At 69.2% G+C, this 26,618-nt stretch carries 29 protein-coding genes, 1 tRNA gene and 1 riboswitch; of the genes, 8 read left to right on the top strand and 22 right to left on the bottom strand.

All coding sequences use genetic code 11. The features are described from left to right. Window positions 1–25: 25 nt before the first annotated feature. Entirely contained in the window at window positions 26–289 is a 264-nt protein-coding gene (locus ACFQRE_RS09745; RefSeq protein ID WP_380121615.1) for a hypothetical protein, read from the bottom strand. An 82-nt stretch (window positions 290–371) separates the two neighbouring features. Then, window positions 372–1,280 carry a S66 peptidase family protein gene (locus ACFQRE_RS09740; RefSeq protein WP_380121612.1) on the bottom strand — a complete coding sequence of 303 codons (909 nt, stop codon included), beginning with the start codon at window positions 1,278–1,280 and terminating at the stop codon, window positions 372–374. 110 nt (window positions 1,281–1,390) lie between these two features. Between ACFQRE_RS09740 and ACFQRE_RS09735 the strand changes: the two genes are divergently transcribed. Continuing rightward, on the top strand, window positions 1,391–1,879 hold the full coding sequence (locus ACFQRE_RS09735) for a methyltransferase family protein (protein ID WP_380121610.1): 489 nt from the start codon (window positions 1,391–1,393) through the stop codon (window positions 1,877–1,879). A gap of 22 nt (window positions 1,880–1,901) precedes the next feature. Here ACFQRE_RS09735 and ACFQRE_RS09730 read toward each other — a convergent pair whose 3' ends face one another. Both ACFQRE_RS09730 and ACFQRE_RS09725 read right to left on the bottom strand, forming a co-directional pair. Beyond that, entirely contained in the window at window positions 1,902–2,696 is a 795-nt protein-coding gene (locus tag ACFQRE_RS09730; RefSeq protein ID WP_380121608.1) for a deoxyribonuclease IV, read from the bottom strand. A 41-nt stretch (window positions 2,697–2,737) separates the two neighbouring features. Continuing rightward, window positions 2,738–4,219, bottom strand: coding sequence for a flavin-containing monooxygenase (locus ACFQRE_RS09725; RefSeq protein ID WP_380121606.1), 1,482 nt, complete (start codon window positions 4,217–4,219; stop codon window positions 2,738–2,740). A 120-nt stretch (window positions 4,220–4,339) separates the two neighbouring features. On the opposite strand from ACFQRE_RS09725, the gene ACFQRE_RS09720 reads away from it, so the two are divergent. From ACFQRE_RS09720 to ACFQRE_RS09710, 3 genes are read left to right on the top strand one after another with little or no spacing between them, the layout of a single operon-like run. After that, window positions 4,340–5,476: a metallophosphoesterase gene (locus tag ACFQRE_RS09720; protein WP_380121604.1), complete on the top strand. Its 1,137-nt coding sequence runs from the start codon at window positions 4,340–4,342 to the stop codon at window positions 5,474–5,476. 1 nt (window position 5,477) lies between these two features. After that, window positions 5,478–5,963: a hypothetical protein gene (locus ACFQRE_RS09715; RefSeq protein WP_380121601.1), complete on the top strand. Its 486-nt coding sequence runs from the start codon at window positions 5,478–5,480 to the stop codon at window positions 5,961–5,963. After that, window positions 5,960–6,559, top strand: a complete 600-nt coding sequence (locus ACFQRE_RS09710) for a DNA-3-methyladenine glycosylase I (protein WP_380121599.1) — start codon at window positions 5,960–5,962, stop codon at window positions 6,557–6,559. Before ACFQRE_RS09715 ends, ACFQRE_RS09710 begins: the two co-directional genes overlap by 4 nt. Window positions 6,560–6,845: 286 nt before the next feature. On the opposite strand, the gene ACFQRE_RS09705 is transcribed toward ACFQRE_RS09710, so the two are convergent. From ACFQRE_RS09705 to ACFQRE_RS09680, 6 genes are all read right to left on the bottom strand, one after another. Next, on the bottom strand, window positions 6,846–7,511 hold the full coding sequence (locus tag ACFQRE_RS09705) for a hypothetical protein (protein WP_380121597.1): 666 nt from the start codon (window positions 7,509–7,511) through the stop codon (window positions 6,846–6,848). Between the two features lie 84 nt (window positions 7,512–7,595). After that, window positions 7,596–7,668: transfer RNA gene (locus tag ACFQRE_RS09700), tRNA-Ala, on the bottom strand. 77 nt (window positions 7,669–7,745) lie between these two features. Next, on the bottom strand, window positions 7,746–8,399 hold the full coding sequence (locus ACFQRE_RS09695; RefSeq protein WP_380121594.1) for a histidine phosphatase family protein: 654 nt from the start codon (window positions 8,397–8,399) through the stop codon (window positions 7,746–7,748). A 29-nt stretch (window positions 8,400–8,428) separates the two neighbouring features. Continuing rightward, window positions 8,429–8,806, bottom strand: a complete 378-nt coding sequence (gene rsfS / locus ACFQRE_RS09690; RefSeq protein ID WP_380121592.1) for a ribosome silencing factor — start codon at window positions 8,804–8,806, stop codon at window positions 8,429–8,431. Then, window positions 8,793–9,446, bottom strand: coding sequence for a nicotinate-nucleotide adenylyltransferase (gene nadD, locus ACFQRE_RS09685; protein WP_380121650.1), 654 nt, complete (start codon window positions 9,444–9,446; stop codon window positions 8,793–8,795). Before nadD ends, rsfS begins: the two co-directional genes overlap by 14 nt. Continuing rightward, window positions 9,443–9,679: a hypothetical protein gene (locus ACFQRE_RS09680; RefSeq protein ID WP_009778376.1), complete on the bottom strand. Its 237-nt coding sequence runs from the start codon at window positions 9,677–9,679 to the stop codon at window positions 9,443–9,445. Before ACFQRE_RS09680 ends, nadD begins: the two co-directional genes overlap by 4 nt. 565 nt (window positions 9,680–10,244) lie before the next feature. Here ACFQRE_RS09680 and ACFQRE_RS09675 point away from each other — a divergent pair. Further along, a complete protein-coding gene (locus ACFQRE_RS09675; RefSeq protein WP_380121589.1) occupies window positions 10,245–11,219 on the top strand; it encodes a glycosyltransferase family 2 protein in 975 nt (324 codons plus the stop codon). A gap of 33 nt (window positions 11,220–11,252) precedes the next feature. Here the strand turns inward: ACFQRE_RS09675 and ACFQRE_RS09670 are convergent, their stop codons facing one another. Then, window positions 11,253–12,770, bottom strand: coding sequence for an MFS transporter (locus ACFQRE_RS09670; protein WP_380121587.1), 1,518 nt, complete (start codon window positions 12,768–12,770; stop codon window positions 11,253–11,255). 63 nt (window positions 12,771–12,833) lie between these two features. On the opposite strand from ACFQRE_RS09670, the gene ACFQRE_RS09665 reads away from it, so the two are divergent. Beyond that, window positions 12,834–13,418, top strand: coding sequence for a TetR/AcrR family transcriptional regulator (locus ACFQRE_RS09665; protein ID WP_380121585.1), 585 nt, complete (start codon window positions 12,834–12,836; stop codon window positions 13,416–13,418). A 6-nt stretch (window positions 13,419–13,424) separates the two neighbouring features. On the opposite strand, the gene ACFQRE_RS09660 is transcribed toward ACFQRE_RS09665, so the two are convergent. Beyond that, window positions 13,425–14,033 carry a TetR/AcrR family transcriptional regulator gene (locus tag ACFQRE_RS09660; RefSeq protein ID WP_380121583.1) on the bottom strand — a complete coding sequence of 203 codons (609 nt, stop codon included), beginning with the start codon at window positions 14,031–14,033 and terminating at the stop codon, window positions 13,425–13,427. 89 nt (window positions 14,034–14,122) lie between these two features. Between ACFQRE_RS09660 and ACFQRE_RS09655 the strand changes: the two genes are divergently transcribed. Continuing rightward, window positions 14,123–14,845 (top strand): GAP family protein, encoded by a 723-nt coding sequence (locus tag ACFQRE_RS09655; protein WP_380121581.1) that lies wholly within the window; start codon window positions 14,123–14,125, stop codon window positions 14,843–14,845. Window positions 14,846–14,855: 10 nt separating this feature from the next. On the opposite strand, the gene ACFQRE_RS09650 is transcribed toward ACFQRE_RS09655, so the two are convergent. After that, the gene (locus ACFQRE_RS09650) at window positions 14,856–16,157 is read right to left on the bottom strand and encodes a glutamate-5-semialdehyde dehydrogenase (protein ID WP_380121579.1); all 1,302 of its coding nucleotides are present in this window, start codon (window positions 16,155–16,157) and stop codon (window positions 14,856–14,858) included. A 79-nt stretch (window positions 16,158–16,236) separates the two neighbouring features. Between ACFQRE_RS09650 and pdxY the strand changes: the two genes are divergently transcribed. Beyond that, window positions 16,237–17,091, top strand: coding sequence for a pyridoxal kinase PdxY (pdxY, locus tag ACFQRE_RS09645; protein ID WP_380121577.1), 855 nt, complete (start codon window positions 16,237–16,239; stop codon window positions 17,089–17,091). Window positions 17,092–17,154: 63 nt separating this feature from the next. Here pdxY and ACFQRE_RS09640 read toward each other — a convergent pair whose 3' ends face one another. The 9 genes from ACFQRE_RS09640 to ACFQRE_RS09600 all read right to left on the bottom strand — a co-directional run bounded on the left by ACFQRE_RS09640 (window position 17,155) and on the right by ACFQRE_RS09600 (window position 26,617). Continuing rightward, window positions 17,155–17,538, bottom strand: coding sequence for a hypothetical protein (locus ACFQRE_RS09640; RefSeq protein ID WP_380121575.1), 384 nt, complete (start codon window positions 17,536–17,538; stop codon window positions 17,155–17,157). After that, entirely contained in the window at window positions 17,535–18,341 is an 807-nt protein-coding gene (locus ACFQRE_RS09635) for a CbtA family protein (protein ID WP_380121573.1), read from the bottom strand. The genes ACFQRE_RS09640 and ACFQRE_RS09635 overlap by 4 nt, the downstream gene beginning before the upstream one ends. A 48-nt stretch (window positions 18,342–18,389) precedes the next feature. Further along, a complete protein-coding gene (locus tag ACFQRE_RS09630; RefSeq protein WP_380121571.1) occupies window positions 18,390–18,605 on the bottom strand; it encodes a CbtB domain-containing protein in 216 nt (71 codons plus the stop codon). A 28-nt stretch (window positions 18,606–18,633) separates the two neighbouring features. Then, a riboswitch (cobalamin riboswitch) is annotated at window positions 18,634–18,820 on the bottom strand. Window positions 18,821–18,902: 82 nt separating this feature from the next. Then, window positions 18,903–20,030, bottom strand: coding sequence for a glutamate 5-kinase (gene proB / locus ACFQRE_RS09625; protein WP_380121569.1), 1,128 nt, complete (start codon window positions 20,028–20,030; stop codon window positions 18,903–18,905). 9 nt (window positions 20,031–20,039) lie between these two features. Continuing rightward, complete coding sequence (obgE, locus tag ACFQRE_RS09620) at window positions 20,040–21,575, bottom strand: GTPase ObgE (RefSeq protein WP_380121567.1); 1,536 nt, start codon at window positions 21,573–21,575, stop codon at window positions 20,040–20,042. 333 nt (window positions 21,576–21,908) lie between these two features. After that, window positions 21,909–22,178, bottom strand: coding sequence for a 50S ribosomal protein L27 (gene rpmA, locus ACFQRE_RS09615; RefSeq protein ID WP_380121564.1), 270 nt, complete (start codon window positions 22,176–22,178; stop codon window positions 21,909–21,911). A gap of 34 nt (window positions 22,179–22,212) precedes the next feature. Continuing rightward, the gene (gene rplU / locus ACFQRE_RS09610) at window positions 22,213–22,518 is read right to left on the bottom strand and encodes a 50S ribosomal protein L21 (protein ID WP_009778363.1); all 306 of its coding nucleotides are present in this window, start codon (window positions 22,516–22,518) and stop codon (window positions 22,213–22,215) included. A 132-nt stretch (window positions 22,519–22,650) separates the two neighbouring features. After that, the gene (locus tag ACFQRE_RS09605; RefSeq protein WP_380121562.1) at window positions 22,651–25,689 is read right to left on the bottom strand and encodes an Rne/Rng family ribonuclease; all 3,039 of its coding nucleotides are present in this window, start codon (window positions 25,687–25,689) and stop codon (window positions 22,651–22,653) included. A 178-nt stretch (window positions 25,690–25,867) separates the two neighbouring features. Next, entirely contained in the window at window positions 25,868–26,617 is a 750-nt protein-coding gene (locus ACFQRE_RS09600; RefSeq protein WP_380121559.1) for a TIGR03936 family radical SAM-associated protein, read from the bottom strand. Window position 26,618: the final 1 nt, after the last annotated feature.

Genomic DNA, 26,618 nt, shown 5'->3' with positions numbered 1-26,618 from the left:
CCCCTCGGTGATTCCGACGCCGGCATCAGCCCGCTTGGGAGGGCCGTTCGATGCGCTCGATCCGCTCGCGGGCGGCGTCGTACGCCTCGTCGAGCCCGAGGCGGAGCAGGGCGATGAGGTCGGGCACCTCGTCGGCTGCGAGCCGGAAGGTGCTGACGCAGACGTTGTTGCGCCAGAGCGAGAGGACGACGACCTGCTGCTCCTGGTGCCAGGTTGCACGAAGCGAGCGGCCATCACCGCGGAGGTCGGGGAAGACCATCCCGGTTCGAGTCGGGCGCTGCAGGGCCATGAGCCATTGTGACCCCGCAGATCAGGATCCACCAGACCGCAGCGTGGCCTGTCCGGGAAGGGCACGAAGACGCAGGTGCGGGTCAGACGAGGGCGGGGTCGTCCAGCACCAGCGTGCCCGCGTCGGCGTCAAGCGTCACCGTGACGCCCAACGGCACGGTGAGGGTGCTCCCGCAGTGGCCGAACCCCAGGTCCCACAGGATCGGCACCCCGAGTCCGCCCAGGCGATCACGCACCAGCTCCTCGACCGGTTCGCAGCCCTGCCAAGAACCGACCGCCACCCCGGCGACGCCTTCGAGCCACCCAGAACGGAGCAGGTGGGTCAGATAGCCATCGAGCCGGTACGCCTTCTCGTCGACGTCCTCGAGCAGGAGGATCGCCCCGGCTGCCGAGGGGTGACCCGTGGGTGTCCCCATCTCCGCTGCGAGCAGGCTGAGGCACCCACCGACGGTCACACCGCGTGCTTGGCCGGTGACCAGTGGACGCGCAATTTCCGAGGTCAGCGTCTGCGTCTCCTCGGGCTCGAAGAGTGTGCGCCGCAGGTGCTCGGCACTGCTCTCGTCGTTGACGAACACCTCCGTAGCCACCATCGGCGCGTGCAGGCTGACCAGGCCGAGCTGGGTCGCGATCGCCGAGTGCAGGGCGGTGATGTCGCTGTAGCCCGCCAGCACCTTCGGCCCGGCGGCGCGCATCTCATCCCAGTCGAGGTGCTCGAGCATCCGCTGCACGCCGTAACCGCCACGGGCGCAGAGCACCGCGGCCACCGACGGGTCGCACCATGCCCCCTGCAGGTCCCGTGCCCGTGCCTCGTCATCGCCGGCCAGGTAGGAGAACCGGTCAGAGCGCTCCCCCGCGCTCGGCGCGACCTCCACCTCGAGGCCCCAGTCCCGAAGCATCGCGACACCTGTGGCGAGCCGGTCCGCCGCTGACGGACCACTCGGCGACACGACGACGACGCGGTCACCGGCCATGAGCCGGGGTGGACGGGTCAACTCTCGAGGGGGCGCAGGGGTCGTCGGCCGGACAGATGCGGCACTGAGTGTCACCAGGTCTCCTCTTGCGGGGTCTGTGGCAAGTATCCCAGCCGTCCTATGCTCGCTCCATGGCGGCGCCAGACGGAGTCAGTCCTGACTCAGCCGGAGTTGTTCCCTTTCACCTGTGGCCTCCCGTCGCCATGGGCATCCCCCTGGTGGCGGGTGCACTGCTCACGTGGCTGGCCGGCGATCCCTTCACGCTGGGTGGCTGGCGGGTTCCGCTCGGCTGGGGGCTCGTCGCGGTCTTCGCCTTGTGGAATGGCTGGGCGCTCGTGCTCTTCCAGCGTCACCGCACCGGTCTCCTGCCGGGCCAGGCGACCCGAACGATCATGAGCTCTGGCCCGTTCGCCGTGTCGCGCAACCCCCTCTACGTCGGCATGCTCGCGCTGTACGTCGGGCTGGCTCTCCTCATCCCGTCTGCGTGGGCCCTCCTGGCGACCCCAATCGCGGCCGGCCTCGTGCTCTGGGGCGCCATCCTCCCGGAGGAGAAGTTCCTGTCGCGGGAGTTCGGCAGTGAGTACGACGACTACGCCCGGCGGGTCCGCCGCTGGCTGTGAGACCGCTCGCCGAGCAGCGTGCTCAGAGGCGCTCGCGCAGCCAGGCGAAGTCGGCCTGGTGCTCCTCGGCACCACCTGGTGTCTCGCACACGACCGGCGCTCCAGCCGAGCGAACAACGCCCGCCAGCAGGTCGGCATCGATCTGACCCGCGCCGAAGTTGGCGTGCCGGTCAGCACCCGAGTCGAACGCATCACGGCTGTCGTTGCAGTGGACGAGGTCGATGCGGCCGGTGATGGCGAGGATGTCATCGACGACCGTGTCGAGCTTGTTGCCGCCGGCGTGGGCGTGGCAGGTGTCGAGGCAGAAGCCGACCTGGTCCGCCTGCGAGGCCGAGCCGATGGCATCCCACACCTTGGCGATGCGCTCGAGGTAGCGCGCCATGGCGTTGTCGCCACCTGCCGTGTTCTCCAACAACAGCGGCAACTTGAGGTCGGTGGCCTCGATCGCCTTGCGCCAGTTGTCGAAACCGACCTCCGGGTCGTCGGTCTTGCCGACGTGACCACCGTGGACGATGAGCCCCTTGGCTCCGATCTCGGCGGCGGCGTCGACGTGCTGCTGGAGGAGCTTGCGGGACGGGATGCGGATCCGGTTGTTCGTCGTCGCCACGTTGATGATGTAGGGCGCGTGGACGTACAGCGCGACCCCAGCGGACTCGGCGTCCGCGCGCAGACCGGCCGCTCCCCCGGCATACCGGATCTCTGGTCCCTTGTATCCCTGAGGATCACCGAGGAAGAACTGGACCAGCGTCGTGCCGCGCGCGGCGGCTTCGGCGAGGGGGTCGGTCTGGTCGACGTGGGCACCGATGGTGAGGCTCATGCCACCAGTCTAGGAACGACTGGTGTCAGTGTCCCTCCGCCTCAGCGACCCACCTCGACGGGAGGCCGCACCGTGAGGGGCTCCAGCTCGAGCGAGCCGTCGTCAACCCGGCGCGCTGACATCAGCCGCAGGTCGTGGAAGTAGTTCTGACGCACGGTCCACGGCTTCGTCATGCCCTGCTTGGGGAAGAGGTGCCGCGAACGGCGGAGGTAGCCCGACGACAGCTGGAACGGCGGCACGCCCGCCTCGACTCCCTCCTCCAGCAGGGGCGTCGCCGTGGCCGAAGCCGTCTGCGTCATGCGCGCGAGCACGGCGCACACGAAGCGGGAGGTCAGATCGGCCCGGAGCGTCCACGAGTTGTTGGTGTAGCCCAGGCACACGGCGAGGTTGGGCACTCCTCCGAACATCGCACCCTTGTAGAAGAAGCGCTCGTTCGGAGCGAAGGTCTCCCCGTCCATGGTGAAGGTGATGCCGCCGGCCACCTCGATCCGCAGACCGGTCGCCGTGATCACCACGTCGGCCTCGAGCTCCTCACCGCTCGAGAGCCGGATGCCGGTGCGGGTGAACTCGTCCACCCTGTCCGTCACGACCGAGGCCGAGCCGTCACGGACCGCCGCGAGGAAGTCACCGTCGGGGACGACGCACATGCGCTGGTCCCACGGGTCATAGGTCGGGGTGAAGTGCTCCCGCACCGCGTCCGAGCCGACGAAGCGCGCGTTGAGCCGGGCGATCCCCTTGCGGACAGCACCCGGGAAGCGCTGGCTCGCCTCGAACAGGCCGACGTTCTGGACGATGTTCTTGGCGCGGATGGCTCGATGCGCGGCCCGCGCCGGAAGGACCCGACGCAACCCGTTGCCGACGGCGTCCTTGCCCGGCAGCGGCAGGATGTAGGTGGGGCTGCGCTGGAGCATCGTCACGTGGGCCGCGCCCTCCTCCACGAGCGCCGGAACCAGCGTGACAGCCGTGGCACCGGAGCCGATGACGACGATGCGCTTGCCGTGGGCATTGAACGCCGTCGGCCAGAACTGCGGGTGGATGATCGGCCCGTCGAACGCTGTCCGTCCCGGGAAGTCGACGACGTGACCGGTGTCGTAGGAGAAGTAGCCGGTGCAGATGTAGAGGAACGACGCGGTGTGCTCGACGAGACCCTCGACGGTCTCGGCCTTGACCGTCCAGCGCCCGCTTCCCGAGGACCATCCCGCCGCGATGACGCGCTGCTCGTAGTGGATCCGCTCCTCGACGCCGAACTCACTGGCGGTGTCACGGATGTAGTCCCGGATCGACTCCCCCGAGGCGAGCACGTCCGAGCCCGTCCACGGGCGGAACGGGTAGCTGAACGTGTAGACGTCCGAGTCGGAGCGGACCCCGGGATAGCGGAACAGATCCCACGTGCCACCGCTCTCCTCACGCGACTCCAGGACCGCGAACGACCGGTCCGGATTGAGTTGGGTGAGCCGGCAGGCTGCGCCCACGCCGGAGAGGCCGGCGCCGACGATGAGGACGTCGACGTGGAGGCTCTTCATCGAGGGAACTCCCGTGTGGGCAGCGAAACGGAGCCACCATGAGACCACGGATGGGGCTGTCCTCGCACCGTGGCAGCATGAGGCCTCCATCACGACCCCGCCAATGTTCAGGACTTCTGCGTGGCCCTCTTTGCCCTCGTCGCCGTGACAGTCGTCGGTCTGCTGACCCTCTGGTTGCACCGTCGCCTTGTCGTCGCGCCGGGATGGGCGACGCCGTGGAGGTATGCCGTGACGGCTGTTCTCGTGGCCCTGACGGCTCTCGCTGTGGTCGCCCTTGCGGGCGGACTGCGCTGGGGCACGGCCGATGACACCCGGCTCGTGGCATGGCTGGGGCTCACGTGGCTCGTCGTCGCCCTGTACCTCGTCCTCGGCCTGGCTGCGGGGCAGCTGTTGGCGCTCATCACGTGGCTCGTCGCCGCTCGCGAGCAGCGCGGCACGGTGCTCCGGCGTGTCAACCGGGCCACGGCGGTCCTGGTGACGGCAGCGGCACTCGGCACGACGGCATACGGCGTCGTGGCGGCAGCCACACCCACGATCACCAGGACGACGCACATGTCGGCGTCCCTCCCGCAGGCCTTCGACGGCACAACCGTTGCCCTCCTCACCGATCTGCATGCCGGTGTCGTTCACGGCGCCGACTTCACCCAGAAGGTCGTCGACCGGGTCAACGCGGCCAAGCCCGACATCATCGTCCTCAGCGGCGACGTCGTGGACGCGCCCTACGACCGGCACCGCACCGAGATCGCGCCGCTGGCCGACCTCGAGGCCCCGCTCGGCGTCTTCGCCGTGACCGGCAACCACGAGATCTACACGGGGTCGACCGCGCAATGGGTGGCCGAGTGGAAGCGCCTCAGCATCACCGTGCTCACCAACACGTCCGAGCTCATCACCCGTGACGGCGAGACCATCACGATCGCCGGCGTGCACGACCACGAGGGCACCGGCGAGTTCGCTCCGGACCCGCAGCGGGCACTCGCGGGCACGTCTGACGCGTTCACGCTCTATGTCGCACACCAGCCCCGAGTGGCGCAGGACTCACAGAACCTCGGCGTCGACCTGCAACTCTCCGGACACACCCACGGCGGTCAGGTCTGGCCCTTCGAGTGGTTCGTCCCGCTGCAACAGCCCATGGTGGAGGGGTTCGCCGTGATCGACGGCGTCCCCGTCTTCACGAGCCGCGGTGCCGGCACGTGGGGGCCGCCCGTGCGCGTCGCCGCAGCGCCCGAGATTCCGCTCATCACCTTGAGGAAGGCCTGACATGTCCGACCCGACCGCGCTGGGGGCCCCCAGGTACCGGTCCGTCGCCCGTCCCGCCAAGCCGCTGGTCGTCGTCGGTGCGATCGTTGCCGCCGTCGGTGTCCTCGTCGGACTCGTCGTCGCCGCCATGGGCGGATGGTCCATCGCCCTTGGACTCGTCGTCATCCTCGCCCTCGTCGGCCTCGGCTGGCTCGTCGCCAAGGGGCCGGTCACGGTCACCGTCACGGATCGTGCCGTCACGGTCGGCTATCCCGTCCTCTCACGCCGGATCTCCATGTCGGACATCACCGACGTGGGAGCCGGCGACCACGTCAACGGTTTCGGCCACGGCTGGGGCGTGCGCTGGGAGGGTCGCGGCAAGTGGGCCTATCGCGTCGGCGGACCCATGGCGACGGTCGTGCACCGCCGCGGCCGCCTCGGGGTCTCGGTCGACGACGCGCACGAGTTCGTCGAGGCCGTCGTGGCCGCTCGGCAGGACATCGCGTGAGCGAGATCGTCGTCGGTGACGACGGCCTGCCGCGTCCCGTGTGGGCGTCCGTCGACCCGATGCTGCGGGACTACTACGACACCGAGTGGGGTATGCCGGTGCGAGACGAGCGCGGTGTCTTCGAGCGCCTCTCGCTCGAGGCCTTCCAGTCGGGGCTGTCCTGGGCGACGATCCTGCGCAAGCGCCCGAACTTCCGCGAGGCGTTCGCGGACTTCTCCCCCGAAGCAGTCGCCGAGTTCGGGGACGACGACATCGAACGTCTCATGGCCGACGCCGGCATCGTCCGCAACCGGGCGAAGGTCCTCGCGACGATCCAGAATGCGCGGGCCACGCTGGCACTGCGCGACGAGCCCGACGGTGACCTCGCGGCCTACGTGTGGTCCTTCCAGCCAACGGACACACCACGGCCGAAGACGTACGCCGACGTGCCGACCACCTCGCCCGAGTCGATCGCACTCTCGAAGGGGCTGAAGCGCAAGGGTTTTGCCTTCGTCGGCCCCACGACGATGTTTGCGCTCATGGAGGCGCTCGGCATCGTCGACACACACCTGCTCGACTCGCACCGTCGAGGCACGTCGGGCGTCTGGCCGGTCTGATCCGGTCAGGGCACGAGGACCGTCAGGACCAACCCGGTGATCGCATCGAGCACGTTTCCGACCGGCACCAAGCTCTCGCCATCCGTCTTCGAGCAGGGTCGTAGGGCCCGAAGTTCCTCGCCAAGGGCGGTCCCGGCGACAAGGCGTGAATGATTCGCGCGCGACCCATGCCATGGGTGCCGTCGGACCGGGCACGGAAGGCGGCAAACGACGTCTGGCAACGCCCTGCTGCGCGTGCGCGGTTCGACGGACCACCCCTTTGCCGCCCTTGGTGCCCGGCCTCTGGTCAGTCCTCCGAGGGGAAGCGCACGTCGCGCAGCGGTTGCCCGAACAGGCGCCTCGTGACCTTGAGCTGCAGGCCGAACCACGCCAACCCCGCGCCGACGCCACTCAGCAGCGTCACCCAGGTCGACTCCACGCTGGCCGCTCCGACCAGCGCACCCAACGCGCCGGCCACCAGGGTGTTGATGACGATGACGAAGAACGTCGTGGACCCGACGATGTGCACGACCAAGGACCTCCGACTGCCCAACGTGTAGGTCGCCATGAGGCCCGCCCGGTCGTCGCGCGTCGACGCGGTGAGGTAGGGCGCGATCTCCGGGGCCAGGTCGACGTAGGCCGCCCGCAACCGGTTCATCCCCCGGATCAGCTGTGCGTCCTCCTGGCTGGCCAGCGTCACCCGGAGCGCGGTGAGGCTGCCCATGACGAGCGTGGCGGATGCGAACCCGATCGCGAGCGGCAGCAGCGACCGGTCGAAGCCGACACCCTGGGCAAACAGCGCGAGGACGACGAGGAACGCCGACATCACGGTGAGCAGGATCGAGATCCTGCTCATGATCTCGCTCCACGTCATCGACCGGGTGCCGAGCAGGCTCCAGTGCTCGGTGGCGAGCATCGTCGACAGCTCCGGACGGGGTCGCGGCGACTCTGCGGGTCCAGGTTCTGCGCCCATGGCTCGAGTGTCCTCCGTCAGCGGGCAGACGCACCTGAAATGCGAGAAGGGCCAGGCGACCTGCGCCTGGCCCTTCATCTTCGGTGGAGCATAGGAGATTCGAACTCCTGACCTCTTCCATGCCATGGAAGCGCGCTACCAACTGCGCCAATGCCCCGAGTTGCCCCGGTGGGACGTCCCCCGAAGGCGACTGCGGAAGTTTACGACGAGCCCTACCGTGCAACCAAATCGGGGTCACGCAACGCCGAAATCCCGCGCCGTTGCAGTGCTGGCCGAATGGTTCCAGGTCTGGATCCGCCATCCGGCCCGACCTTCGAGGAGCTCGACCCAGTGGCAGTTGCCGAGGCCAGCGAGGGCGATCCACGACGTGCGCTGGTCGATGCCGACGAGGTCCGCCGCGAGCGCGCGACCCGCAACGCCGTGGGTGGCGATGACGGCGCACTCCCCCGACTCGAGATCGTCGAGCAGGGCGTCGACCCCGGCCCGGCACCGCACGGCGACGTCGGCGACCGACTCACCGTGGCCGCCGCGCTTGAAGTCCTCGCCGCGCAGGAGCTTGTCCATGTCCTCGGGGTAGCCCTCGCGGACCTCATCACCCGTGAGCCCCTGCCAGGCACCCGCGTGGATCTCGCGGAAGCGTTCGTCGGTGCAGAAGGGTATGCCGTCCACGCGCGCGACCGTCTCGCCCGTCACTGCCGCTCGGGACAGGTCGGAGGCGACGACGCGCACGGGCGTGAAGGCCGCGAGCGCCTCGGCCGCAGCAGCGGCTTGGGCCAGCCCACGCTCGGACAGGGGCGAGTCGAGCTGCCCCTGCCAGACGCCGGCAGCGTTGTGGCTGGTCTCGCCGTGCCTGAGCACGATGAGTCGGCGAGGGCGGTCGACAGCCATGATTCGGGCGTTGGGGCCGAGGGTCACCCTCAGGCCCGCTGCTCCGTGCCCACCGCGCCGAGGTCGACCTCCGGGCAGTCCTTCCAGAGACGCTCGAGCTCATAGAACTCGCGCTCGTCGTCGTGCTGGACGTGGACGACGATGTCGCCGAAGTCGATGAGCACCCATCGGCCGTCGCGCTGGCCCTCGCGACGCACGGGCTTGGACCCCATGGCGCGCAACGAGTCCTCGACCTCGTCGACGATGGCGCCGACCTGTCGCTCTGACTCGGCCGAGGCGATGACGAAGATGTCGGTGATCGCGAGCTGCTCGCTCACGTCGATGCCGACGATGGTGGTGGCAAGCTTCTCGGACGCAGCGTGGGCGGCGGCGCGAGCGAGCTCGAGGGAACGGTCAGTGGCGGGCACGAGACTCCTTGGGTGCTGCGGAAGGTGCGTCGGTCGACGCATCCTGCGCCGCGGCATACAGATGGTGTTTGTTGATGTACTGGACGACGCCGTCCGGCACGAGGTACCAGACCGGCTCGCCGTCGGCGACCCGCTCCCGGCAGTCGGTGGAGCTGATGGCCATGGCCGGCACCTCCTGAAGGGTGACACGGTCCTGCGGCAGCCCGGACTCGGACAGCTCGTAGCCGGGGCGGGTGACCCCGATGAAGTGCGCCAGGTCCCAGAGCTCGTCGATGTCCTTCCACGACAGGATCTGGGCGAGAGCGTCGGCGCCGGTGATGAAGAACAGCTCGTCGTCGGGGTGCTGGGCGCGCAGGTCCCGCAGCGTGTCGATCGTGTAGGTGGGGCCTTCACGGTCGACGTCCACGCGGCTCACCTGGAAGCGCGGGTTCGACGCAGTCGCGACGACGGTCATGAGGTAGCGGTGCTCGGGCTCGCTGACAACGCGCTCGGCCTTCTGCCACGGCTGCCCCGTCGGCACGAAGATGACCTCGTCGAGCCCGAGTTGGGACTGGACCTCCGAGGCAGCCACGAGGTGGCCGTGGTGGATGGGATCAAAGGTCCCACCCATCACGCCCAGACGGCGACGGGGAGCGCTCAGTGGTGACCCTCGTCGTGCATCGTGCCGCCGTGCGCGTGCGCCAGGTCGGTCGAGTGGTGATCGTTGCGCTCACTGTCGGGCGTGTGCTTCTGCGCGTTGCCACGGAAGGCCCAGGTCAGGGCGAGCAGCAGGGCAAAGGCCGCCAGTGCGGTGACCGCGAAGGCCCACGCAGGCGCAGGAAGGGCGTGGTGAGCGGCTTCCTCGGCGAGGACACGGGCAGCGTGCGATGTCATGGGTCGCAGCCTACCGTCCTCGTTGTCCACCGGTGTCGTCCACAGGGCTGTGCATGGGAGCGTGGCGAGGGCCCCCAGCCTGTGGACGACACGCGCGGGCGTCGCCGCTTGGCGAGAAAGTCGCTGATCCGCTTGCGCCACAAGGGGTTTCAGCGATAAACAAGGACCCACGAACAACCGCCCTGGCCCTCGGGCACGGGTGGAAGTCGGGTCGAAGGAGAACGGCTGTGCCACTGGCCCCGGTGAAACCGGGACTGGGTGGGGGGTAACCCTTACCGCGAGCGACATCGCGGGGCACACCGCGGCCGACGGCCAGAGTCGAAGTTCGCCCCGGTCCAGCCGGGACGACGCCACTGTCGTGTGGCCCCCTCGTCGGGCCCCTGCCCGTCGGGAACGACCGACTCACATGAATAAGGGCTAGCCCCGGCGCTGAAGGCCCCCGATCTCATACATCGGGGGCCTTCGGTGCGTCTGGGCCGCCCTCGGCGGCGTCTTGGCCGCGCTCGGCGGCGCCTTGGCCGCGCTCGGGACGTGGCGAAGGCACGAGCCCCTTACGCTGAACCCCATGCCTGCGCCTGATCCAGCCCTCACCGTGAGCATCGTCATCCCGATGTTCAACGAGGAGGCCGTCCTCCCCCTGTTGGTCGACCGCCTCCGCCCGCTCGCCGACGGGATGGGGTCGACCTACGAGGTGGTGGCCGTCGACGACGGAAGCAGCGACTCCACCCCGGTGCTTCTCGAGCGCCTGCGCCGCGAGTGGCCTCAGCTGCGGATCGTCCGGTTGCGCGCCAACGCCGGCCACCAGGCCGCGATCTCGGCAGGGCTGCAGCGCGCCCGCGGCGACTACGTCGTCACGCTTGACGCCGACCTGCAGGACCCGCCCGAGGTGATCCCCGAGATGCTGCGGATCGCTCAGGAGGATGACGTCGACGTGGTCTACGGCGTGCGCGAGGACCGGTCGACGGACACGGCCTTCAAGCGTGGCTCGGCGCGGCTGTTCTACAAGACCATCCGCCGGCTCGCCAGCACCGAAGCTCCCGTGGACGCGGGCGACTACCGCCTCATGTCGCGCGCGACGGTCGACGCCGTGAACTCGCTGCCCGAGCACAACCGCGTGCTGCGTTTCGTCGTGCCCGCGCTGGGATTCCCGTCTGCCTCCGTGGGCTACACCCGTGAAGTGCGTGCGGCCGGGACCTCGAAGTACCCCCTCGCCAAGATGATCCGGTTGTCGGTCGACTCCGTGACCGGGTTCTCGCTGGCGCCGCTGCGCTTCGCGACCTGGCTCGGACTGCTCGGCGGCGTCGCCGCCGTCGGCGTTCTTGTGTATGCCGTGTTCGCTCGCGTCCTTGGCCATGCCCTGCCCGGTTGGACCTCGACCGTGGTCATCGTGGCCGCGGTCGGTGCCGTGCAGCTCTTGGCGCTGGGCATCCTCGGCGAGTACGTCGGACGGATGTATGCCGCGATGCAGGCGCGGCCGACCTACTTCATCGCCCACGACTCGCTCGAGTCGTCGAATGTCCCGGGGCAGCCCCAACCCTGACACGGGTACCGCCGGTGGCAGGGGCGGCCAGCGTCATCGACCCGGTGCGTCCTCGGACACCGGCAGGATCCTCTCGGACATGCGGGACGACGAGTGCGCTCGGGGCAGCCAGCGCAGCGTGATGACTGCCAGGACGAGGTTCACGACTCCTCCGACGATCGCCGCTCCATGGAACCCGGTCATGTAGGCCGAGACGGCTGAGGTCGCACGTTCACCCGTGCTCCCCACCAGCAGGAGCGTCCCGTCGAGGGTCGGGGCCACACCCGGGCCGAGCGACCGGAACACCAGCGCCGCCAAGGATCCGAGCAACGCCAGCCCCAAGGCCTGTCCCAGTTCGAAGCTCGTCTCGGAGATCGCGGCTGCGGACCCTGCCTCTTCCGGTGGTGCCGCGGTCACGGCGGTCTCGGAGGCCACCGCGAAGACCAGCCCGTAGCCGATGCCCGAGATCGCCGTGCCCACGACGAACGGGATCTCGTTGCCGTCGGCGCGGGTGAGGAGCAGGACGAGGAGCCCGAGACCCATGGCGCCGTAGGCACTGGCCAGAACAGTTCGCGGACTGAGGCGAGCCACCAGTGCACCGGTCCCGGTGGAGAAGGCGAATGTCGTCACAGCGACCGGCACGGCAAGGAGGCCAGCTGCCACGATCCCCAGCCCCAGGACCGTCTGGAGGTAGACACCTCCGAGATAGGACGCCACGGCATACGAGGCCACCGACATGGCTGCGGCGAGGATCGCCAGCGAGAAGTGCGGGTCCCGGAACAGTGCGAAGTTCACCAGCGGGGTGCTCAGCACCCGCTGTCGACGGACGAACACGACGAGCAGCGTGACCCCGACGATGCCCGTGAGGATCGCGCTGGGCTGCAGGCCGTGCGTCGCGACCCCCTTCAGGGCATGGACGGCGAGCAGGATCCCCACGAACGATGTGGCGACACTGATCGGGTCGATTGCGGCACCGGCCGTGGGGGCGGGCTCACGCAGGAGAAACGGAGCCAGTGCCAGGAACGCCAGGACGATGGGGACGTTGACCAGGAAGACCGAGCCCCACCAGAAATGATCGAGGAGCAGGGCGCCGGCCAGCGGTCCGGCGGCGAAACCGGCGCCGAACATCGCTGCCCACAACCCGATGGCCGTGCTCCGTTGACGCGGGTCCGTGAAGAGTGTGCCGATGATCGCCAGAGAGGCAGGCAGCAGCGTCGATCCGCCGATGCCCATGAGTGCCCGAGCCGCGATCAGCATCTCGGGACTGGTCGAGATGGCGCCGATGACGGAGGCCAGCCCGAACACCAAGGCACCGATCCACATCAGCGCGATGCGCCCCCGACGATCACCGATCGCACCCATGGTGATGAGCAGGCCCGCCACGAGGAAGCCGTAGATGTCGAGGATCCACAGCTGCTGACTCGCCGACGGCCCGAGGGCTTCGGTGATGCGTGGCATCGCGAGGAAGAGGATCGACCCGTCCATCGACACCATGAGGATCGGGCCGATCATCAGCGCGAGTCCGGCCCACTCGCGCCACGTCGCCCGACCGGGCACCACATCTGCAGACATCATCAGCCTTCTCTCGTTCGGTGATGCGTACGCCGTACGCATGGTGACGAGTACACTGTACGCATGTCATCGCGAACGTCAACCCCGAGCCCTGCGCGCACCCTGTCGCGCGACCAGATCGTGGCGGCCGGCGTGCGGATCGCCGACGCCGAAGGTCTTGAGGGCGTCTCGATGCGACGTGTGGCCAGCGACCTCGACGCCGGGGTCATGTCGCTCTACCGACACGTCAAGGACAAGGACGAGCTCCTCGCCCAGATGACGGCCGCGATCGTCGAGACGGCCCCCTATCCGGAGCCTGCCCCGACCGAGTGGCGGGAAGCCGTGCGCCTGGCGGCCACCCTCGACTGGGCCATCTATCGCGACCATCCGTGGATGATCCTCACGGTGAGCTCACCGAGGTACTACTCGGACACGCGCTGCCTGGACTGGATGGTGGCGGCACTCAGGCCGATCACGACCGACGCGACCCTCGCGCGCTCGTTGACCCTCACTCTGTGGAGCTTCGTCCAAGGGATGTCACTGCACCGAATGGATGCTGCGGCCCGGGACATACGACCCGACTTCACCCCGACCGAAGAGGACTTCGCCATCGGGCTCGAAGCCGTCATGGACGGGATGGTGAGCGCCTCGCGCGCCACCCACTCCTGACCGCCGTCAGGATGCGGCGAGCGAGTCGAGCCGGGCTCGCAGGAGGGTTCGTGCCCTCGCCGGCGTGAGCTGCGCAGGGATCGTCGCCCCGAGGAACGTCAGGCCGTCGACGAACACGTGGAGGTCATCCACGAGCTCGACGAGGTGCGGGGGGACGACGCCGACCTCGGTCGGGCGCTCAAGACCGGTGGCGTCGGCGACCGCGAGTGCACACACGTGACGTTCGCCGTGCCAGGCAGTCTCGGCCAGGCCGGGCCGCCCGTCCTCGGTGCGGACCCGGGCCATGAACGCGAGGTAGACCCGCACCTCGGCGAGTCGGTCCTCGTCGAGCGGCAGCATCTCCTCGATGAGGGCCTGCGCCCTGGCCGGACCGGGCTCCTGCGTGTCGAGGATGCGCTGCAGGCGAACCGGGATGTCGGAGAGGCTGGCGTCGACGGCAAAGTCGAGCAGCTCGTCCTGGGTCCTGAAGTAGTAGCGGAGAGCTCCCATCGACCAACCCGCCTCGGCCGCAACGGCACGCACCGTGGCGCCTGCGACGCCGGCCCGCGCGACGACGCGTCGGACCGCGGCGCCGAGCTCGGCGCGACGCTGGTCGTGGTCGACGATCTTGGGCACGGGGTTATTTTCGCACGACTGTGTCAGATTGTGGTTCACTGGAGCGGACACGTTCTGATGCAGTTGTGCGGAAAGCAGGAGGGGGATTCATGGAGCTCACCGCGCTCGGCGGTCTCGCCGTGCTCGCGCTCATCGACGGCACGAGTTTCGGCACTCTTGGGGTGCCGGTGTGGATGCTGGTCCAGCCCAAGGTTCGAACGGCGGCCGTCCTCACGTATCTCGGCGTCATCGCCGGGTTCTACTGGCTGCTCGGCCTGGTCCTGCTCGGCGGCGCCGAGGTGCTCAAGGGCGTCTCGGACTCGGTCGCCGACGTGACCGCGTCCCGCCCGTTCCTCTGGGTTCAGCTCGTCGTCGGGGTAGCCCTGTTTGCCGGGAGTTTTGCCTTCACCCGCAAGCGTGGTGAGGCTCGCCGGGCCCGACGGATGGGTCAGCCCACCCGGATGGAGCGCTGGACCTCGCGGGCAGCGGGCCCCGATGCCTCACTGGGCACCGTGACCACGGTCGCCATCGGAGCCGGAGTCGTCGAAGCGGCCTCCATGCTTCCCTACCTCGCCGCCATCGGTCTGCTCACGACCGCGGGAGTGGGATTCGCCGGGAACGCAGGCCTGCTGGCGGCATACGTCGTCGTGATGGTGGTTCCGGCACTGGTACTGCTCGGACTGCGCCTGGTCGCCCACCGCCGGGTGGGGCCGCTCCTGGAGCGCGTGCACGGCTGGCTGCAGCGCAACAAGGACGAGATGCTCGGCTGGGTGCTCGGCATCGTCGGTTTCCTCGTCGCCAGCGACGCCGTCCAGCGACTCGGGTTGCGCTGAGCGATCGGCGTCAGCGGATCTGGCCGTCGCCCTCGACGATCCACTTCGTCGTCGTCAGCTCGGGCAGCGCCATCGGGCCGCGGGCGTGCAGCTTCTGGGTCGAGATGCCGATCTCGGCGCCGAACCCGAACTCGCCGCCGTCGGTGAACCGCGTCGACGCGTTGACCATGACCGCGGCCGCGTCGATCTCGGTGGTGAATCGCCGCGCCGCCGCTCGGTCCTCGGTGACGATCGCCTCGGTGTGCCCGCTCGAGTGCGTGCGAATGTGGGCCAGCGCCCCGTCGAGATCCGGGACGACGGCGACAGCCATCTCGAGGGCGAGGTATTCCGTGTCCCAGTCCTCGTCCGTCGCCGGGACGTGGGGTATGCCGGCCGCGTCCGCTGTGCTTGCGGCCGCCGGATCCGTGTGGAGCACGACGCCTGCCCCCGACAGCTCGGCGAGGACCTTGGGCAGGAACTCCTCGACCAGCGACGCGTGGACGAGAAGCTTCTCAGCGGCGTTGCACACGCTCGGGCGATGGGTCTTGGCGTTGATCGTGATCGCGAGCGCCTTGTCGAGGTCAGCGGCCGCATCGACGTAGACGTGGCAGTTGCCGACGCCGGTCTCGATGACGGGCACGGTCGACTCGGTGACGACGGTCTGGATGAGCCCCGCTCCCCCGCGCGGGATGATGAGGTCGACCTGGCCGCGGGCCGTGAGGAGCGCACGCACCGCGTCGCGACCTCCGTCGAGGAGGCCGATGGCGTCGGCCGGCAGGCCCTGTGCTTCGAGGGCGCCCCGCATCACGGCCACGAGTGCCTTGTTGGTCGACTCCGCCGCCGATCCGCCGCGCAAGATCACGGCGTTGCCGGACTTGAGCCCGAGGCCCGCCGCGTCGACGGTGACGTTCGGCCGAGCCTCGTAGATCATGCCGATGACGCCCATGGGCACGCGGACCTGACGGATCTGGAGGCCGTTGGCCAGGGTCGAGCCGCGCACGATCTCACCGACCGGGTCGGGCAGGGCAGCGATGTCGCGCACGGCCTCGGCCACGGCGGCGACCCGCTCGGGTGTGAGGGTCAGCCGGTCGATGAGCCCGTCGACCATTCCGCCAGCGCGTCCGCGTTCGACGTCCTCGGCGTTGGCCTCGACGATCTGCTCGGTGGCCGTGTCGAGGGCATCGGCGAGGGCTCGCAGGGCCTCGTCCTTGTCGGCCCGGCTGAGCAGGGCGAGCCGTCGTGACGCGTCACGGGCCCTGCCTGCGAGGTCGCTGACCCGGGCGATGTCTGCGGGGTCGAGCGCGGAGACGGTGGATGCTGAGGCTTGAGCCATACCCGACAGCGTAAATCGCGGCAGCTGGTGGCATACACGCATCTCAGGGACGTGAAGGCGAGGTGGAAGGATGGCGCGCGTGACGACGATCCTCTCCATCCAGTCCTCGGTCGCCTACGGCCACGTCGGCAACAGCGCCGCCGTCTTCCCGCTGCAGCGTCTCGGTGTCGAGGTGTGGCCGGTCAACACGGTGCACTTCAGCAACCACACCGGCTATGGCGCCTGGCGCGGCCCTCTGCTCGCCGCCGACGACGTGCGCGAGGTCATCACCGGCATCGAGGAGCGCGAGGCGATGCCCGAGATCGACGCGGTGCTCTCGGGATATCAGGGCGGCGAGGAGATCGGCGACGTCATCCTCGACGCCGTCGCCCGGGTCAAGGCGGCCAGCCCCAGGGCGATCTATGCCTGCGACCCGGTCATGGGCAATGCGAAGTCGGGCTGCTTCGTCCACCCCGCAATCCCGGTGCTGTTGCGTGAGCGCGTCGTGCCCCAGGCCGACCTCATCACGCCCAACCAGTTCGAGCTGGGCTACCTCACCGAGACCGAACCGGAGTCGCTCGAGGACACGTTCACGTCCGTGGAGAAGGCGCGGGAGATGGGTCCGTCGACGGTGCTCGTAACGTCGGTGCTGCGCCCGGACCGCCCCGAGGGCACGATCGAGATGTTGGCCGTCGATGGGGATCACGCATGGATCGTCCAGACGCCCCAGCTCCCGATGAAGGCCAACGGGTCCGGCGACGTGACCGCGGCCCTGTTCACCGCTCACCTGCTCGAGACGGGTGACGCCGGCGTGGCCCTGGGTCGCACCGTGTCGAGCGTCTTCGACCTGCTGCAGCTCACCCTCGACTCAGGCCAGCGCGAGCTCCAGCTCGTGCAGGCCCAAGAGACGATCGCCCACCCGCGGATGCAGTTCGAGGTCCAGCAGCTCCACTGAACGCCGCGGCTACCGCATCGTAGGTGGGGTGATCACCCCACCTACGATGCGGTAGGTCCGGGTTCAGAGGGTGACGTAATCGCGGGACAGTCCGCTCGGCGGGAACGCCCGGCGCGCCACCTGGTCCGGCGGGTCTGTCCAGCCCGGTCCACCTTCACGCACCCACGCGACGAGAGCATCGACCGTCGCGTCATCGAGAACGCCACGAACCCACACGGGCCGACCACCTGCGCGCCGGCCAGACGGTGACGGCACCACGACCACCACGTTGGACTGGTCGCAGGCCAACAGGCAGTTGCTCACCGACACCTGCGCAGCACCCGGGGCGCCGTCCTCGAGTCGGGCGAGAAGCCCGTCGTGGTCGACGCCGGGGTGCTTGCGCTCCGTGCCGCAGCAGCAGTCACGGCAGACGCGGATGGTGCAGGTCGTGTCGTTGCGCCGACTCACGCGTCCACGGGTGAGGAGCCAGCAGCGGCGAGTTCACGCTCGGCCACTGGGGCTGCCTCACGCTCGGCGACCGTCGCCCGCTCCATGAGCAGTCCGAAGACCGTCCCGAGCGTCACCCACATGGCAGCAAGCTGTGCGAGTGACGCGATCCGGAACTCCCACAGGAGGGCGGCCGGGACGTCGCCCGGCACCGCGTCGGGAGAACCCGGCAGCAGTGCGACGACGGCGACCACAGCCACGACCGTGGCGAGCACGTCGAGCGACCACCGGGTCGAGTCCGCGAGCCCACGCCGAGCCAGGGCCCGGTCGAGGAAGGGCACAGCAAGAGCGATGGCGACACCGAGGAGCAGCGACAGGACATAGAGCCAGGTGCGCTGGGTGACCGTCGCCGGATCGCCGACGGCCGGCGGGTTGGCCGGGATCACGATCGCCGGCAGGAGCGTGATCGCTCCGAAGCCGATGGCCGCGAGACCGATCGAACGCCAGAAGTCGCTGCTCCCGACGAGGTGGTGACGAGCCTTCGCATAAACGACCGCGAAGATCACGCCGAAGGCGATCCCGACGAGGAGCGAGGTGACCGCGCCACCCACGACCTGCTGGGCCCGGGAGACGAGCTCGTCGCCGTGTGCCGGGAGGTGGTTCGGCAAGGTGAACAGGGCCGAGTGGCCTGCGTGTCCACCGGATGCACCGCGTTGGTCCTCGATGACGAGGGCCTTGCGGATGACGGGCTCGACGAAGAGCCAGATGACGAGTGCTGCGGCCAGACCGGCAGCAGCACCCGCTGCCACGCCTTTGCGCAGCACGGATCCAAAACTGATCACGTGAAGTGCTCTTGGGAGATCAGCCGTGGATCAGTGGCACGGCACGCCGAGGGCGTGGCGCGCATCGTGGGTGAGCTCGTGCAGCATCTGCGCATTGGACGCACTGAGCAGCGCGCCGTTCTCCTGCGAGACGAAGTAGAGCGCGAACACCGCGAAGGCGAGCAGCGCCCACGCCCACAGGGGGACGCGGATGCTCGCGAGCGATGCCGGGCGTGCGGGGACAGCAACAACTGAGGAATTGGTCATTTCGGGACCCTTTCGTTCCATGCCTCGTGGACTGATCTGCGCCGCAGCCGGTCTCCTGGCTTCCAGATCACCACGACTCCTCGGCCTTCCCAACAGCCCGGCGTGAACCTGCGGCTGTCAGTGGCGAACGACGAAGAGCCACTCCCTGGTCACAGTGGCGAGGACCACGTCGGAATCACACCGACTTCCCGTGCACTGCGGCATTTGCATCCTGCCACAAAGGTCGTGGCGGGCGTCGACCGTGTCCCCGCGTGTGGCGAGTAGGCCTCAGCGAGAACCTGTCCGGGAGAACGCGGCTCAGAGCATGACGAGGTCGTCGCGGTGGATGACCTCGCGCTCGTAGGCCGCACCGAGATCGCGGGCCAGGTCGTGCGTGCTGCGTCCGAGCATGTGTGGAAGCTCGCCCGAGGAGTAATTGACGAGACCACGAGCGATGGCCCGCCCGTCGGGCGCGCACACGTCGACCGGGTCTCCCCCGGTGAAGGTGCCCTGCACCTCGACGATGCCGGCGGGTAGGAGCGACGTGCGCCGCTTGGTCAGCGCAGTGACCGCACCCTCGTCAACGATGAGGCGCCCGCGGGGCGTCGTGGCGTGGGCGATCCAGAGCTGACGCGAGGCCCGTGAGCGCGCCTGCGGCGCAAAGACGGTGCCGACGTCGTCACCTGCCAGCGCGTGCCCGGCATCTGCGAGACGCGACAGGACGGTGGGTATGCCGGCCGCACCAGCGATGCCGGCCGACTCCACCTTGGTGGCCATGCCACCGCTGCCGACCGAGCTCCCCGTGCCACCGATCTCGACGCCGGCGAGGTCCTCGCCCGACAGGACTGCAGAGATCCGCTGCGAGCCGGCTCGTGAAGGAGGGCCGTCGTAGAGCGCGTCGACGTCGGTGAGCAGCACCAGGGCGTCGGCGCCGACGAGGTGGGAGACGAGGGCTGCGAGCCGGTCGTTGTCACCGAAGCGGATCTCGTGGGTGGCGACGGTGTCGTTCTCGTTGACGACCGGGACGATGCTTAAGGAGAGGAGTCGGGTCAGGGTGCGCCGGGCGTTGGTGTAGTGCGTGCGTCGCGTGACGTCGTCGGCGGTGAGCAGCACCTGGCCGACGGTGAGGTGGTGGTGGGCAAAGGCGCGGGCGTATGCCGCCACGAGGGCTCCCTGCCCCACGCTGGCTGCCGCCTGCTGCGTGGCGAGATCGCGCGGACGTGAGGTCAGCCCCAGCGGCCCGAGGCCCGCAGCGATGGCACCGGACGAGACGAGGACGACCTCTCCCCCACGCGCCCGGACAGCCGCGAGGTGTCCCACGAGCGCGACGAGACGCGCCTCGTCGATGGCGCCCCCACCGGGACCCGTGAGAGAGGACGAGCCGACCTTGACGACGACGCGGCGCGCGTTGCCGATGGCGGCGCGCAGGACCGCCTCAGTGCCCACGACCCGCGCTCACTCGTCGTTGTCGTCGTCGCGCGCGGTGGCCCAGTGGCCCGCCTTGCGCTCGGCGGCGAGCGTCTCGCGAGCCGCCGTCTGCGCGTCCTTGCGACCGTGGAACTCCTGGCGCTTCTCGCCGCGGCTCTTGCGGTCGTTCTCGCCGAGGCGCAGGTCGGTCCCGCGAGGGCCGGTGAGAAGTTCGGCGCCAGCAGCCATCGTGGGCTCCCAGTCGAAGACGACCGAGTTGTCCTCGGGTCCGATGACGACGGTCGAGCCGGCAACGGCACCGGCCTTGTAGAGCTGCTCCTCGACACCGAGTCGGCTGAGCCGGTCGGCGAGGTAGCCGACGGCCTCGTCGTTGGAGAAGTCGGTCTGGTGGATCCAGCGGGTCGGGCGATCGCCCTGGACCCGGAAGACCTCACCGTCGGACGTGTTCTCCTTGCGGACCGTGAAGCCGGTGTCGTCGACGGCCTTGGGCCGGACGATGGCGCGCGGCCGCTCGACCACCAGGGCCTCCATCTCGGCGCGGGCAGCAGCGACGTGCTTGGCGAGCGAGAAGGTCAGCTCCTTGAGCCCGGTGTGGGCGACGGCACTGACGACGTGGACCTCGAGCCCACGTGCCTCGAGGTCGGGCTTGACCATCTCGGCCAGGTCCCGGGCGTCGGGGACGTCGGCCTTGTTGAGGACGACGATGCGGGTGCGCTCGGACAACGGGCGACCGCCGAGGCTGTCGTCGGGGACGTAGGCCGCGAGCTCGGCCTCGATGACGTCGAGGTCGCTCATCGGGTCGCGGTTGGACTCCAGGGTGGCGCAGTCGACGACGTGCACGAGGACCGAGCAGCGCTCGACGTGGCGGAGGAACTCGAGGCCGAGGCCCTTGCCCTCGCTGGCCCCCGGGATGAGGCCGGGGACGTCGGCGATCGTGTAGCGCGCGCTGCCTGCGGTGACGACACCGAGGTTGGGGATGAGCGTCGTGAACGGGTAGTCCGCGATCTTGGGCTTGGCCGCGCTCACGACCGACACGAGCGAGGACTTGCCGGCGCTCGGGAAGCCGATGAGCGCCACGTCGGCGAGGGACTTGAGCTCGAGGACGATCTCGAGGGATTCGCCGGGCTCGCCGAGAAGGGCGAAGCCCGGGGCCACGCGCCGCGCGGACGCGAGCTGCTTGTTGCCCAGACCCCCGCGACCACCCGCGGCGACGACGAACTCGGCGTCGTGACCCACGAGGTCAGCGAGGATGTCGCCGGCAGCGTTCTTGACGACCGTGCCCTCGGGCACGGGCAGGACGAGGTCGGCGCCGTCACCACCGTTGCGCTCGTCGCCGCCACCGGGCTTGCCGTTGGGGGCGCGACGGTGCGGGGTGTGGTGGTAGTCCAGCAGCGTCGTCGACTGCGGGTCGACCCGCAGGATGACAGAGCCACCCTTGCCACCGTTGCCACCGTCGGGTCCACCGAGGGGCTTGAACTTCTCGCGCTTGACCGAGGCCACGCCGTGCCCGCCGTCACCGGCCGCGACGTTGAGGACGACGCGGTCCACGAAGTTGACGGCCATGAATGGTTCCTGCTTCCAAGGGGGGTACGAGATGCGTGATCTGGTGGGGCTGGTCCGGGTGCCCAGTCTACGGGCGCTCCCGCATGCCCCTTGCGTCTGTGGATGTGGCTGCTCTAGCAGCCAGAGGCGCAGACGCAGTGGGAGGTGAGCGGGCGGCATACCCGCAACGTCTGCGGATGTGGCTGCTCTAGCAGCCAGAGGCGCAGACGCAAGGTGGGGCCCACTGGCGGGGAAACGAGAAGGCGGGCCGGATCGGAATCCAGCCCGCCTTTCGCGGTGGTGAGGTGGTGCGCCCGAGCTCAGCTCACGGCACACCGGCTCTCACCGGGAGGGTCACTCTGCAGCGACCTTCTCCGTCGGAACGATGTTGATGACCTTGCGACGACGCTTCGTGCCGAACTCCACGTTGCCCGCGACGAGCGCGAACAGGGTGTCGTCGCCGCCACGGCCGACGCCTTCACCGGGGTGGAAGTGCGTGCCGCGCTGGCGGACGATGATCTCGCCCGCGTTGACGAGCTGGCCGCCGAAGCGCTTGACGCCGAGTCGCTGGGAGTTGGAGTCGCGACCGTTACGGGTCGAGGCTGCACCCTTCTTGTGTGCCATGTGTCTCTACCTTCGTGAGTCTGTGGACGGACGCTCAGGCGTCGATCGAGGTGATCTTGATCTGGGTCAGGTGCTGACGGTGACCCTGGCGCTTGCGGTAGCCGGTCTTGTTCTTGTACTTCATGATCACGATCTTGGGACCCTTGGCCGCCTTGACGACCTCGGCCTTCACGGAAACCTTGGCCAGCTTCGAGGCGTCGGAGGTGACGGTCGAGCCGTCCACGACGAGAAGCGGGGTCAGGTCGATGCTGTCGCCGGCACGGCCGACCTTGTCGATCAGCAGGACGTCTCCGACGGAGACCTTTTCCTGCCGACCACCTGCGCGAACAATCGCGTACACAGTGGAGCTCACTTTCGAATCAGGATGCACTCGCTCTGGATGACCGGCTGATAGCTACCCCGTGACGCGAAGTGTTCGTGAAAACACTCATGACGCAGGACATCGGCTCGGTGGGCGCACCGACGGACAAGATTAGCGGTCGTTCTCGCCCTGTTCCAAATCCGGCGACTTCGGCGGACCTGCGGGGGCGACGACCCGGCCACGCTTGCGGCGCGGACGGACGACGGGCTCGTCGATCGGGGCGGGTTCGGCCACGATGGGACGAACCGGTTCGGTGTCGTGCGCGGAGTCGGGTCGACCGACCTCGGCGATGACCGTGGCGGGCACGGTCTGGGCGGGCTCAGCCACGTGGCTGGGCTCGGTGGACTCAACTGGTGTGGCATCTGCGGACTCGGTTGACTCGGTCGCCTCAGCGGACTCGGTTGACTCGGTTGACGGGGCGGCGAGCTCAGCGACGTCGTCGTCGGTGGGCTCACCGGACACGGACTTGATCGCTGCGGCGTGGGCCGCTGCGGCGATCTGGGCAGCGGTGGGTCCGCTGCGGACCGGCGGAGCCTCTTCGGCCGGGACGTCCTTGGGTGCGGGTGCCTGACCGGAGTCGCCCTTGCCACGACGGCCACGGCCACGGCCGGAGGCGCCACCACTCTTGCCGTTGCCCTGGCCACCCGGTCCGCCGACAGCGCCGTTGGAGTGCCCGTGCTCGTTCTGGGTGCCGGTGCGGTCCACCGGTTCGCTCTGCACGATGATGCCGCGCCCGTCGCAGTGCTGGCACTGCTCGGAGAAGACCTCGATGAGGCCCGAGCCGACCCGCTTGCGCGTCATCTGCACGAGGCCGAGCGAGGTGACCTCGGCGACCTGGTGCTTCGTGCGGTCGCGTCCGAGGCACTCGAGGAGCCTGCGGACCACGAGGTCGCGGTTGGACTCGAGCACCATGTCGATGAAGTCGATGACGATGATGCCGCCGATGTCGCGCAGACGGAGCTGGCGCACGATCTCCTCTGCGGCCTCGATGTTGTTCTTGGTGACCGTCTCTTCGAGGTTTCCGCCGGAGCCCACGAACTTGCCGGTGTTGACGTCGACCACGGTCATGGCCTCGGTGCGGTCGATGACCAGGGAGCCACCCGAGGGCAGCCAGACCTTGCGGTCCATGGCCTTGGAGATCTGCTCGTCCACCCGGTGGGCGGTGAACAGGTCCTCCTCCGAGGTCCAGTGGGTGAGGCGCTTGGCGAGGTCGGGAGCGACGTCCTCGACGTAGCCGCTGACCTCGGACCACGCCTGGTCGCCCGAGACGATGAGTTCGCTGAAGTCCTCCGTGAAGACGTCGCGGATGACGCGGACCGTGAGGTCGGCTTCACCGTGGAGCAGGACCGGGGCGCCGCCACTGCCGGCCTTCTTGGAGGTCGCCGACGCGACCTTCTGCTGGATCTTCTCCCAGGCCTTGGTGAGGCGCTCGACGTCGGCGCGCAGCTCCTCCTCGGAGGCACCCTCAGCCGCGGTGCGGACAATGACTCCCGCGTGCTCGGGCACAACCTCCTTGAGGATGGCCTTGAGGCGGGCGCGCTCGGTGTCGGGAAGCTTGCGCGAGATGCCCGTCATCGACCCTTCGGGGACGTAGACGAGGTAGCGCCCCGGCAACGAGATCTGGCTCGTGAGGCGCGCACCCTTGTGGCCGATCGGGTCCTTCGTCACCTGGACGAGGACCGTGTCACCGGAGCCCATGGCGTTCTCGATGCGCTTGGCGCGGTTCTGCTCGAGACCGGCGGCGTCCCAGTTGACCTCACCGGCATAGAGGACGGCGTTGCGACCCTTGCCGATGTCGACGAACGCGGCCTCCATGGAGGGCAGCACGTTCTGGACGCGGCCGAGGTAGACGTTGCCGGCCATCGAGGCGTTGGTCTCGCGCGAGACATAGTGCTCGACGAGGACGCCGTCCTCGAGGACCGCGATCTGGGTCTTGTCGCCCTTGCCGCGCACGGTCATGACTCGCTCGACCGATTCGCGGCGGGCCAGGAACTCGGCCTCGGTGATGATCGTGCGGCGACGACCGGCTTCACGGCCCTCACGGCGACGCTGCTTCTTGGCCTCGAGACGCGTTGAACCCTTGACTGCGGTCGGCTCGTCGCTGACTTCGCGCGCCTTGCGGGGTTCGCGGACCTTGGTGACGGTGCCGGGCGGGTCATCGCCCTCGGCAGAGGAACCGGAGCGGCGGCGACGACGGCGACGACGGTTGGTGCCGCCCTCACCGTTCTCGTTGTCGGCGCTGTCATCGGTGCGCGTGTCGTCTTGGTCGTCCGACTCGTCGGAGTCGTCAGAGGAGTCGTCACGGTCAGCGGCGGGAGAGCCATCGGCGGACCCGGCGTCGTCGGAGCCGTTGTCCTCGGAGCGGTCGTTGCCTCCGCGGCCACGACGACCTCGGCCACCACGACGACGGCGACGGGCACCCTCCTGGGGCTCTTCGCCGGAGTCGTCGCGGTTGTCGGCGATGGCTTCGTCGTCGGTCGCCTGCTCGGCGTCAGTCGACTCCGCGGCTTCGGCAGCCTTGGCCGCCTTGCTCCCGCGGCGAGCACGGACCGGCTTGTCGGCCTTGGCGTCCACCTCGGTGACAGCTGCCTTGTCCTGCGCCGGCGCCTCGACCTCGGGCGCACGGTCGATGGTGCCCTCGCTGGGTGCCTGAGCGGGGGAGGTCGCTCGACGACGACGCGGCGCGGCGGTGATGTCCGGGGCCTGGAAGAGCAGGCCGAACGACGGAACAGCCTTGGGGGCCACGTCCTCCTCGGGCTCGGCTTCGACGACGGGCTCCTCGATGAGGGCCTCGTCCTCGTCGACCACGGGAGTGACGTCCTCGAACAGAACCTCGGGCTCGGCGGCGACGGCCTTCTTGGCGCGGGGCGCCTTCTTCGCAGCCTTCTTGACGGTCTTCTTGGCCGCCCGCTTCTTCGGCGCGACCTCAGGGGCCTCATCCGTTGCGGGCTCTGCTGCCGGCTCGCCGGCGGGCTCGGCCGGAGCCTCAGCCGCGTCGGTCGTGGCCTCGGCCGTCACAGGGGCAGCAGCCTTCTTGGTCGCGCGGCGACGACGAGGTGCCTTCACGGGCCCCGCCTCGGCAGCGTCGGTCGTGCTGGCGTCGCTGCTGCCGGCATCGTTCTGGGTGGTGGGTTCGTCCTGGGTAGCCATGGGCTGTGACCCTCTCGGCGCCACGTGGCCGTCAGCCACACCGTCTGGGCGAGAACCCGGACCTGTCGACCCCGTGGGGCTCGTGTCGCGATCGTGCCGGGTGAAATTTCCCGACACGGAAGTCGTGTGCTGTTCCCCAACGGTTTCGCGCGGCCTGGATCTCCGCTGCGGCAACCGATCAGGAACCGACGGCGTCCTTGTCGGCGGCCAGTGGATCGGCCACCCCGGCAACTTCGGTGAGCAGTGGGCCCTGGGCCAGTCGGGTCACCAGAGGTGGGACCGGTGGCCTGAGCTCGGTCACTGCGCGCAGTGCGGTCAGGATGTCATCGGGGCGAACGGACGGTGTGGTGTGCCGAACGACCATCTGAAGTATCGCACACGAGGCGTCATCGCTCTCGGTGGCGACCATGGACACGACGGCCGAGCGGACGTCGAAGGTCTTGGCCCCGGTCTTGAACATGCGGGTCACCTCGGCGACCTCGACAGCGAGAAACTGCTGCACGGCATACGCCAGGGACTCGTGGGTGACCCCACGCATCTCGAGACGCCAGACGCTCGCCTCGAGGCGTTCGGCGAGCCCGCCGGGGCCGGCTTCGACGACCTCGATGATGTCGAGATCGTGCGGCAGGGCCTCGTCGAGCGCGAGGCGCACGGCCTCGGCATCGACGCGCTCGGTCACCGAGATCTCGAAGTACTCGGCCTCGCTCGCCGTGCCCGTCGGCGCCGCGTTGGCGTAGCTGATCTTGGGGTGCGGGTGGAAGCCGGCCGAGAACGCCATCGGCACGCCGGAGCGGCGCAGCGCCCGCTCGAGCGCCCGCGCGAAGTCGCGGGTCGACGAAAAGCGCAGCCGACCGCGCTTGGCGTAGCGGATGCGGAGCTTCTGGACCGCGAGCGGCGGCGGAGGGCCTTCGGGGATGCGACGTGCCATG

This window comes from Knoellia pratensis, assembly GCF_042666395.1.
GTDB lineage: Bacteria > Actinomycetota > Actinomycetes > Actinomycetales > Dermatophilaceae > Knoellia > Knoellia pratensis.
This window is presented reverse-complemented; position numbering and strand designations above follow the sequence as displayed.

Excerpts from the sequence above, each read along its gene's own strand:
- ACFQRE_RS09745 (WP_380121615.1), bottom strand. The coding sequence starts at position 289 with ATGGCCCTGCAGCGCCCGACTCGAACCGGGATGGTCTTCCCCGACCTC.
- ACFQRE_RS09735 (WP_380121610.1), top strand. The coding sequence starts at position 1,391 with ATGGCGGCGCCAGACGGAGTCAGTCCTGACTCAGCCGGAGTTGTTCCC.
- ACFQRE_RS09730 (WP_380121608.1), bottom strand. The coding sequence starts at position 2,696 with ATGAGCCTCACCATCGGTGCCCACGTCGACCAGACCGACCCCCTCGCC.
- ACFQRE_RS09725 (WP_380121606.1), bottom strand. The coding sequence starts at position 4,219 with ATGAAGAGCCTCCACGTCGACGTCCTCATCGTCGGCGCCGGCCTCTCC.
- ACFQRE_RS09715 (WP_380121601.1), top strand. The coding sequence starts at position 5,478 with ATGTCCGACCCGACCGCGCTGGGGGCCCCCAGGTACCGGTCCGTCGCC.
- ACFQRE_RS09705 (WP_380121597.1), bottom strand. The coding sequence starts at position 7,511 with ATGGGCGCAGAACCTGGACCCGCAGAGTCGCCGCGACCCCGTCCGGAG.
- ACFQRE_RS09695 (WP_380121594.1), bottom strand. The coding sequence starts at position 8,399 with ATGGCTGTCGACCGCCCTCGCCGACTCATCGTGCTCAGGCACGGCGAG.
- ACFQRE_RS09680 (WP_009778376.1), bottom strand. The coding sequence starts at position 9,679 with ATGACATCGCACGCTGCCCGTGTCCTCGCCGAGGAAGCCGCTCACCAC.
- ACFQRE_RS09675 (WP_380121589.1), top strand. The coding sequence starts at position 10,245 with ATGCCTGCGCCTGATCCAGCCCTCACCGTGAGCATCGTCATCCCGATG.
- ACFQRE_RS09670 (WP_380121587.1), bottom strand. The coding sequence starts at position 12,770 with ATGTCTGCAGATGTGGTGCCCGGTCGGGCGACGTGGCGCGAGTGGGCC.
- ACFQRE_RS09665 (WP_380121585.1), top strand. The coding sequence starts at position 12,834 with ATGTCATCGCGAACGTCAACCCCGAGCCCTGCGCGCACCCTGTCGCGC.
- ACFQRE_RS09655 (WP_380121581.1), top strand. The coding sequence starts at position 14,123 with ATGGAGCTCACCGCGCTCGGCGGTCTCGCCGTGCTCGCGCTCATCGAC.
- ACFQRE_RS09650 (WP_380121579.1), bottom strand. The coding sequence starts at position 16,157 with ATGGCTCAAGCCTCAGCATCCACCGTCTCCGCGCTCGACCCCGCAGAC.
- ACFQRE_RS09630 (WP_380121571.1), bottom strand. The coding sequence starts at position 18,605 with ATGACCAATTCCTCAGTTGTTGCTGTCCCCGCACGCCCGGCATCGCTC.
- obgE (WP_380121567.1), bottom strand. The coding sequence starts at position 21,575 with ATGGCCGTCAACTTCGTGGACCGCGTCGTCCTCAACGTCGCGGCCGGT.
- rpmA (WP_380121564.1), bottom strand. The coding sequence starts at position 22,178 with ATGGCACACAAGAAGGGTGCAGCCTCGACCCGTAACGGTCGCGACTCC.
- ACFQRE_RS09605 (WP_380121562.1), bottom strand. The coding sequence starts at position 25,689 with ATGGCTACCCAGGACGAACCCACCACCCAGAACGATGCCGGCAGCAGC.
- ACFQRE_RS09600 (WP_380121559.1), bottom strand. The coding sequence starts at position 26,617 with ATGGCACGTCGCATCCCCGAAGGCCCTCCGCCGCCGCTCGCGGTCCAG.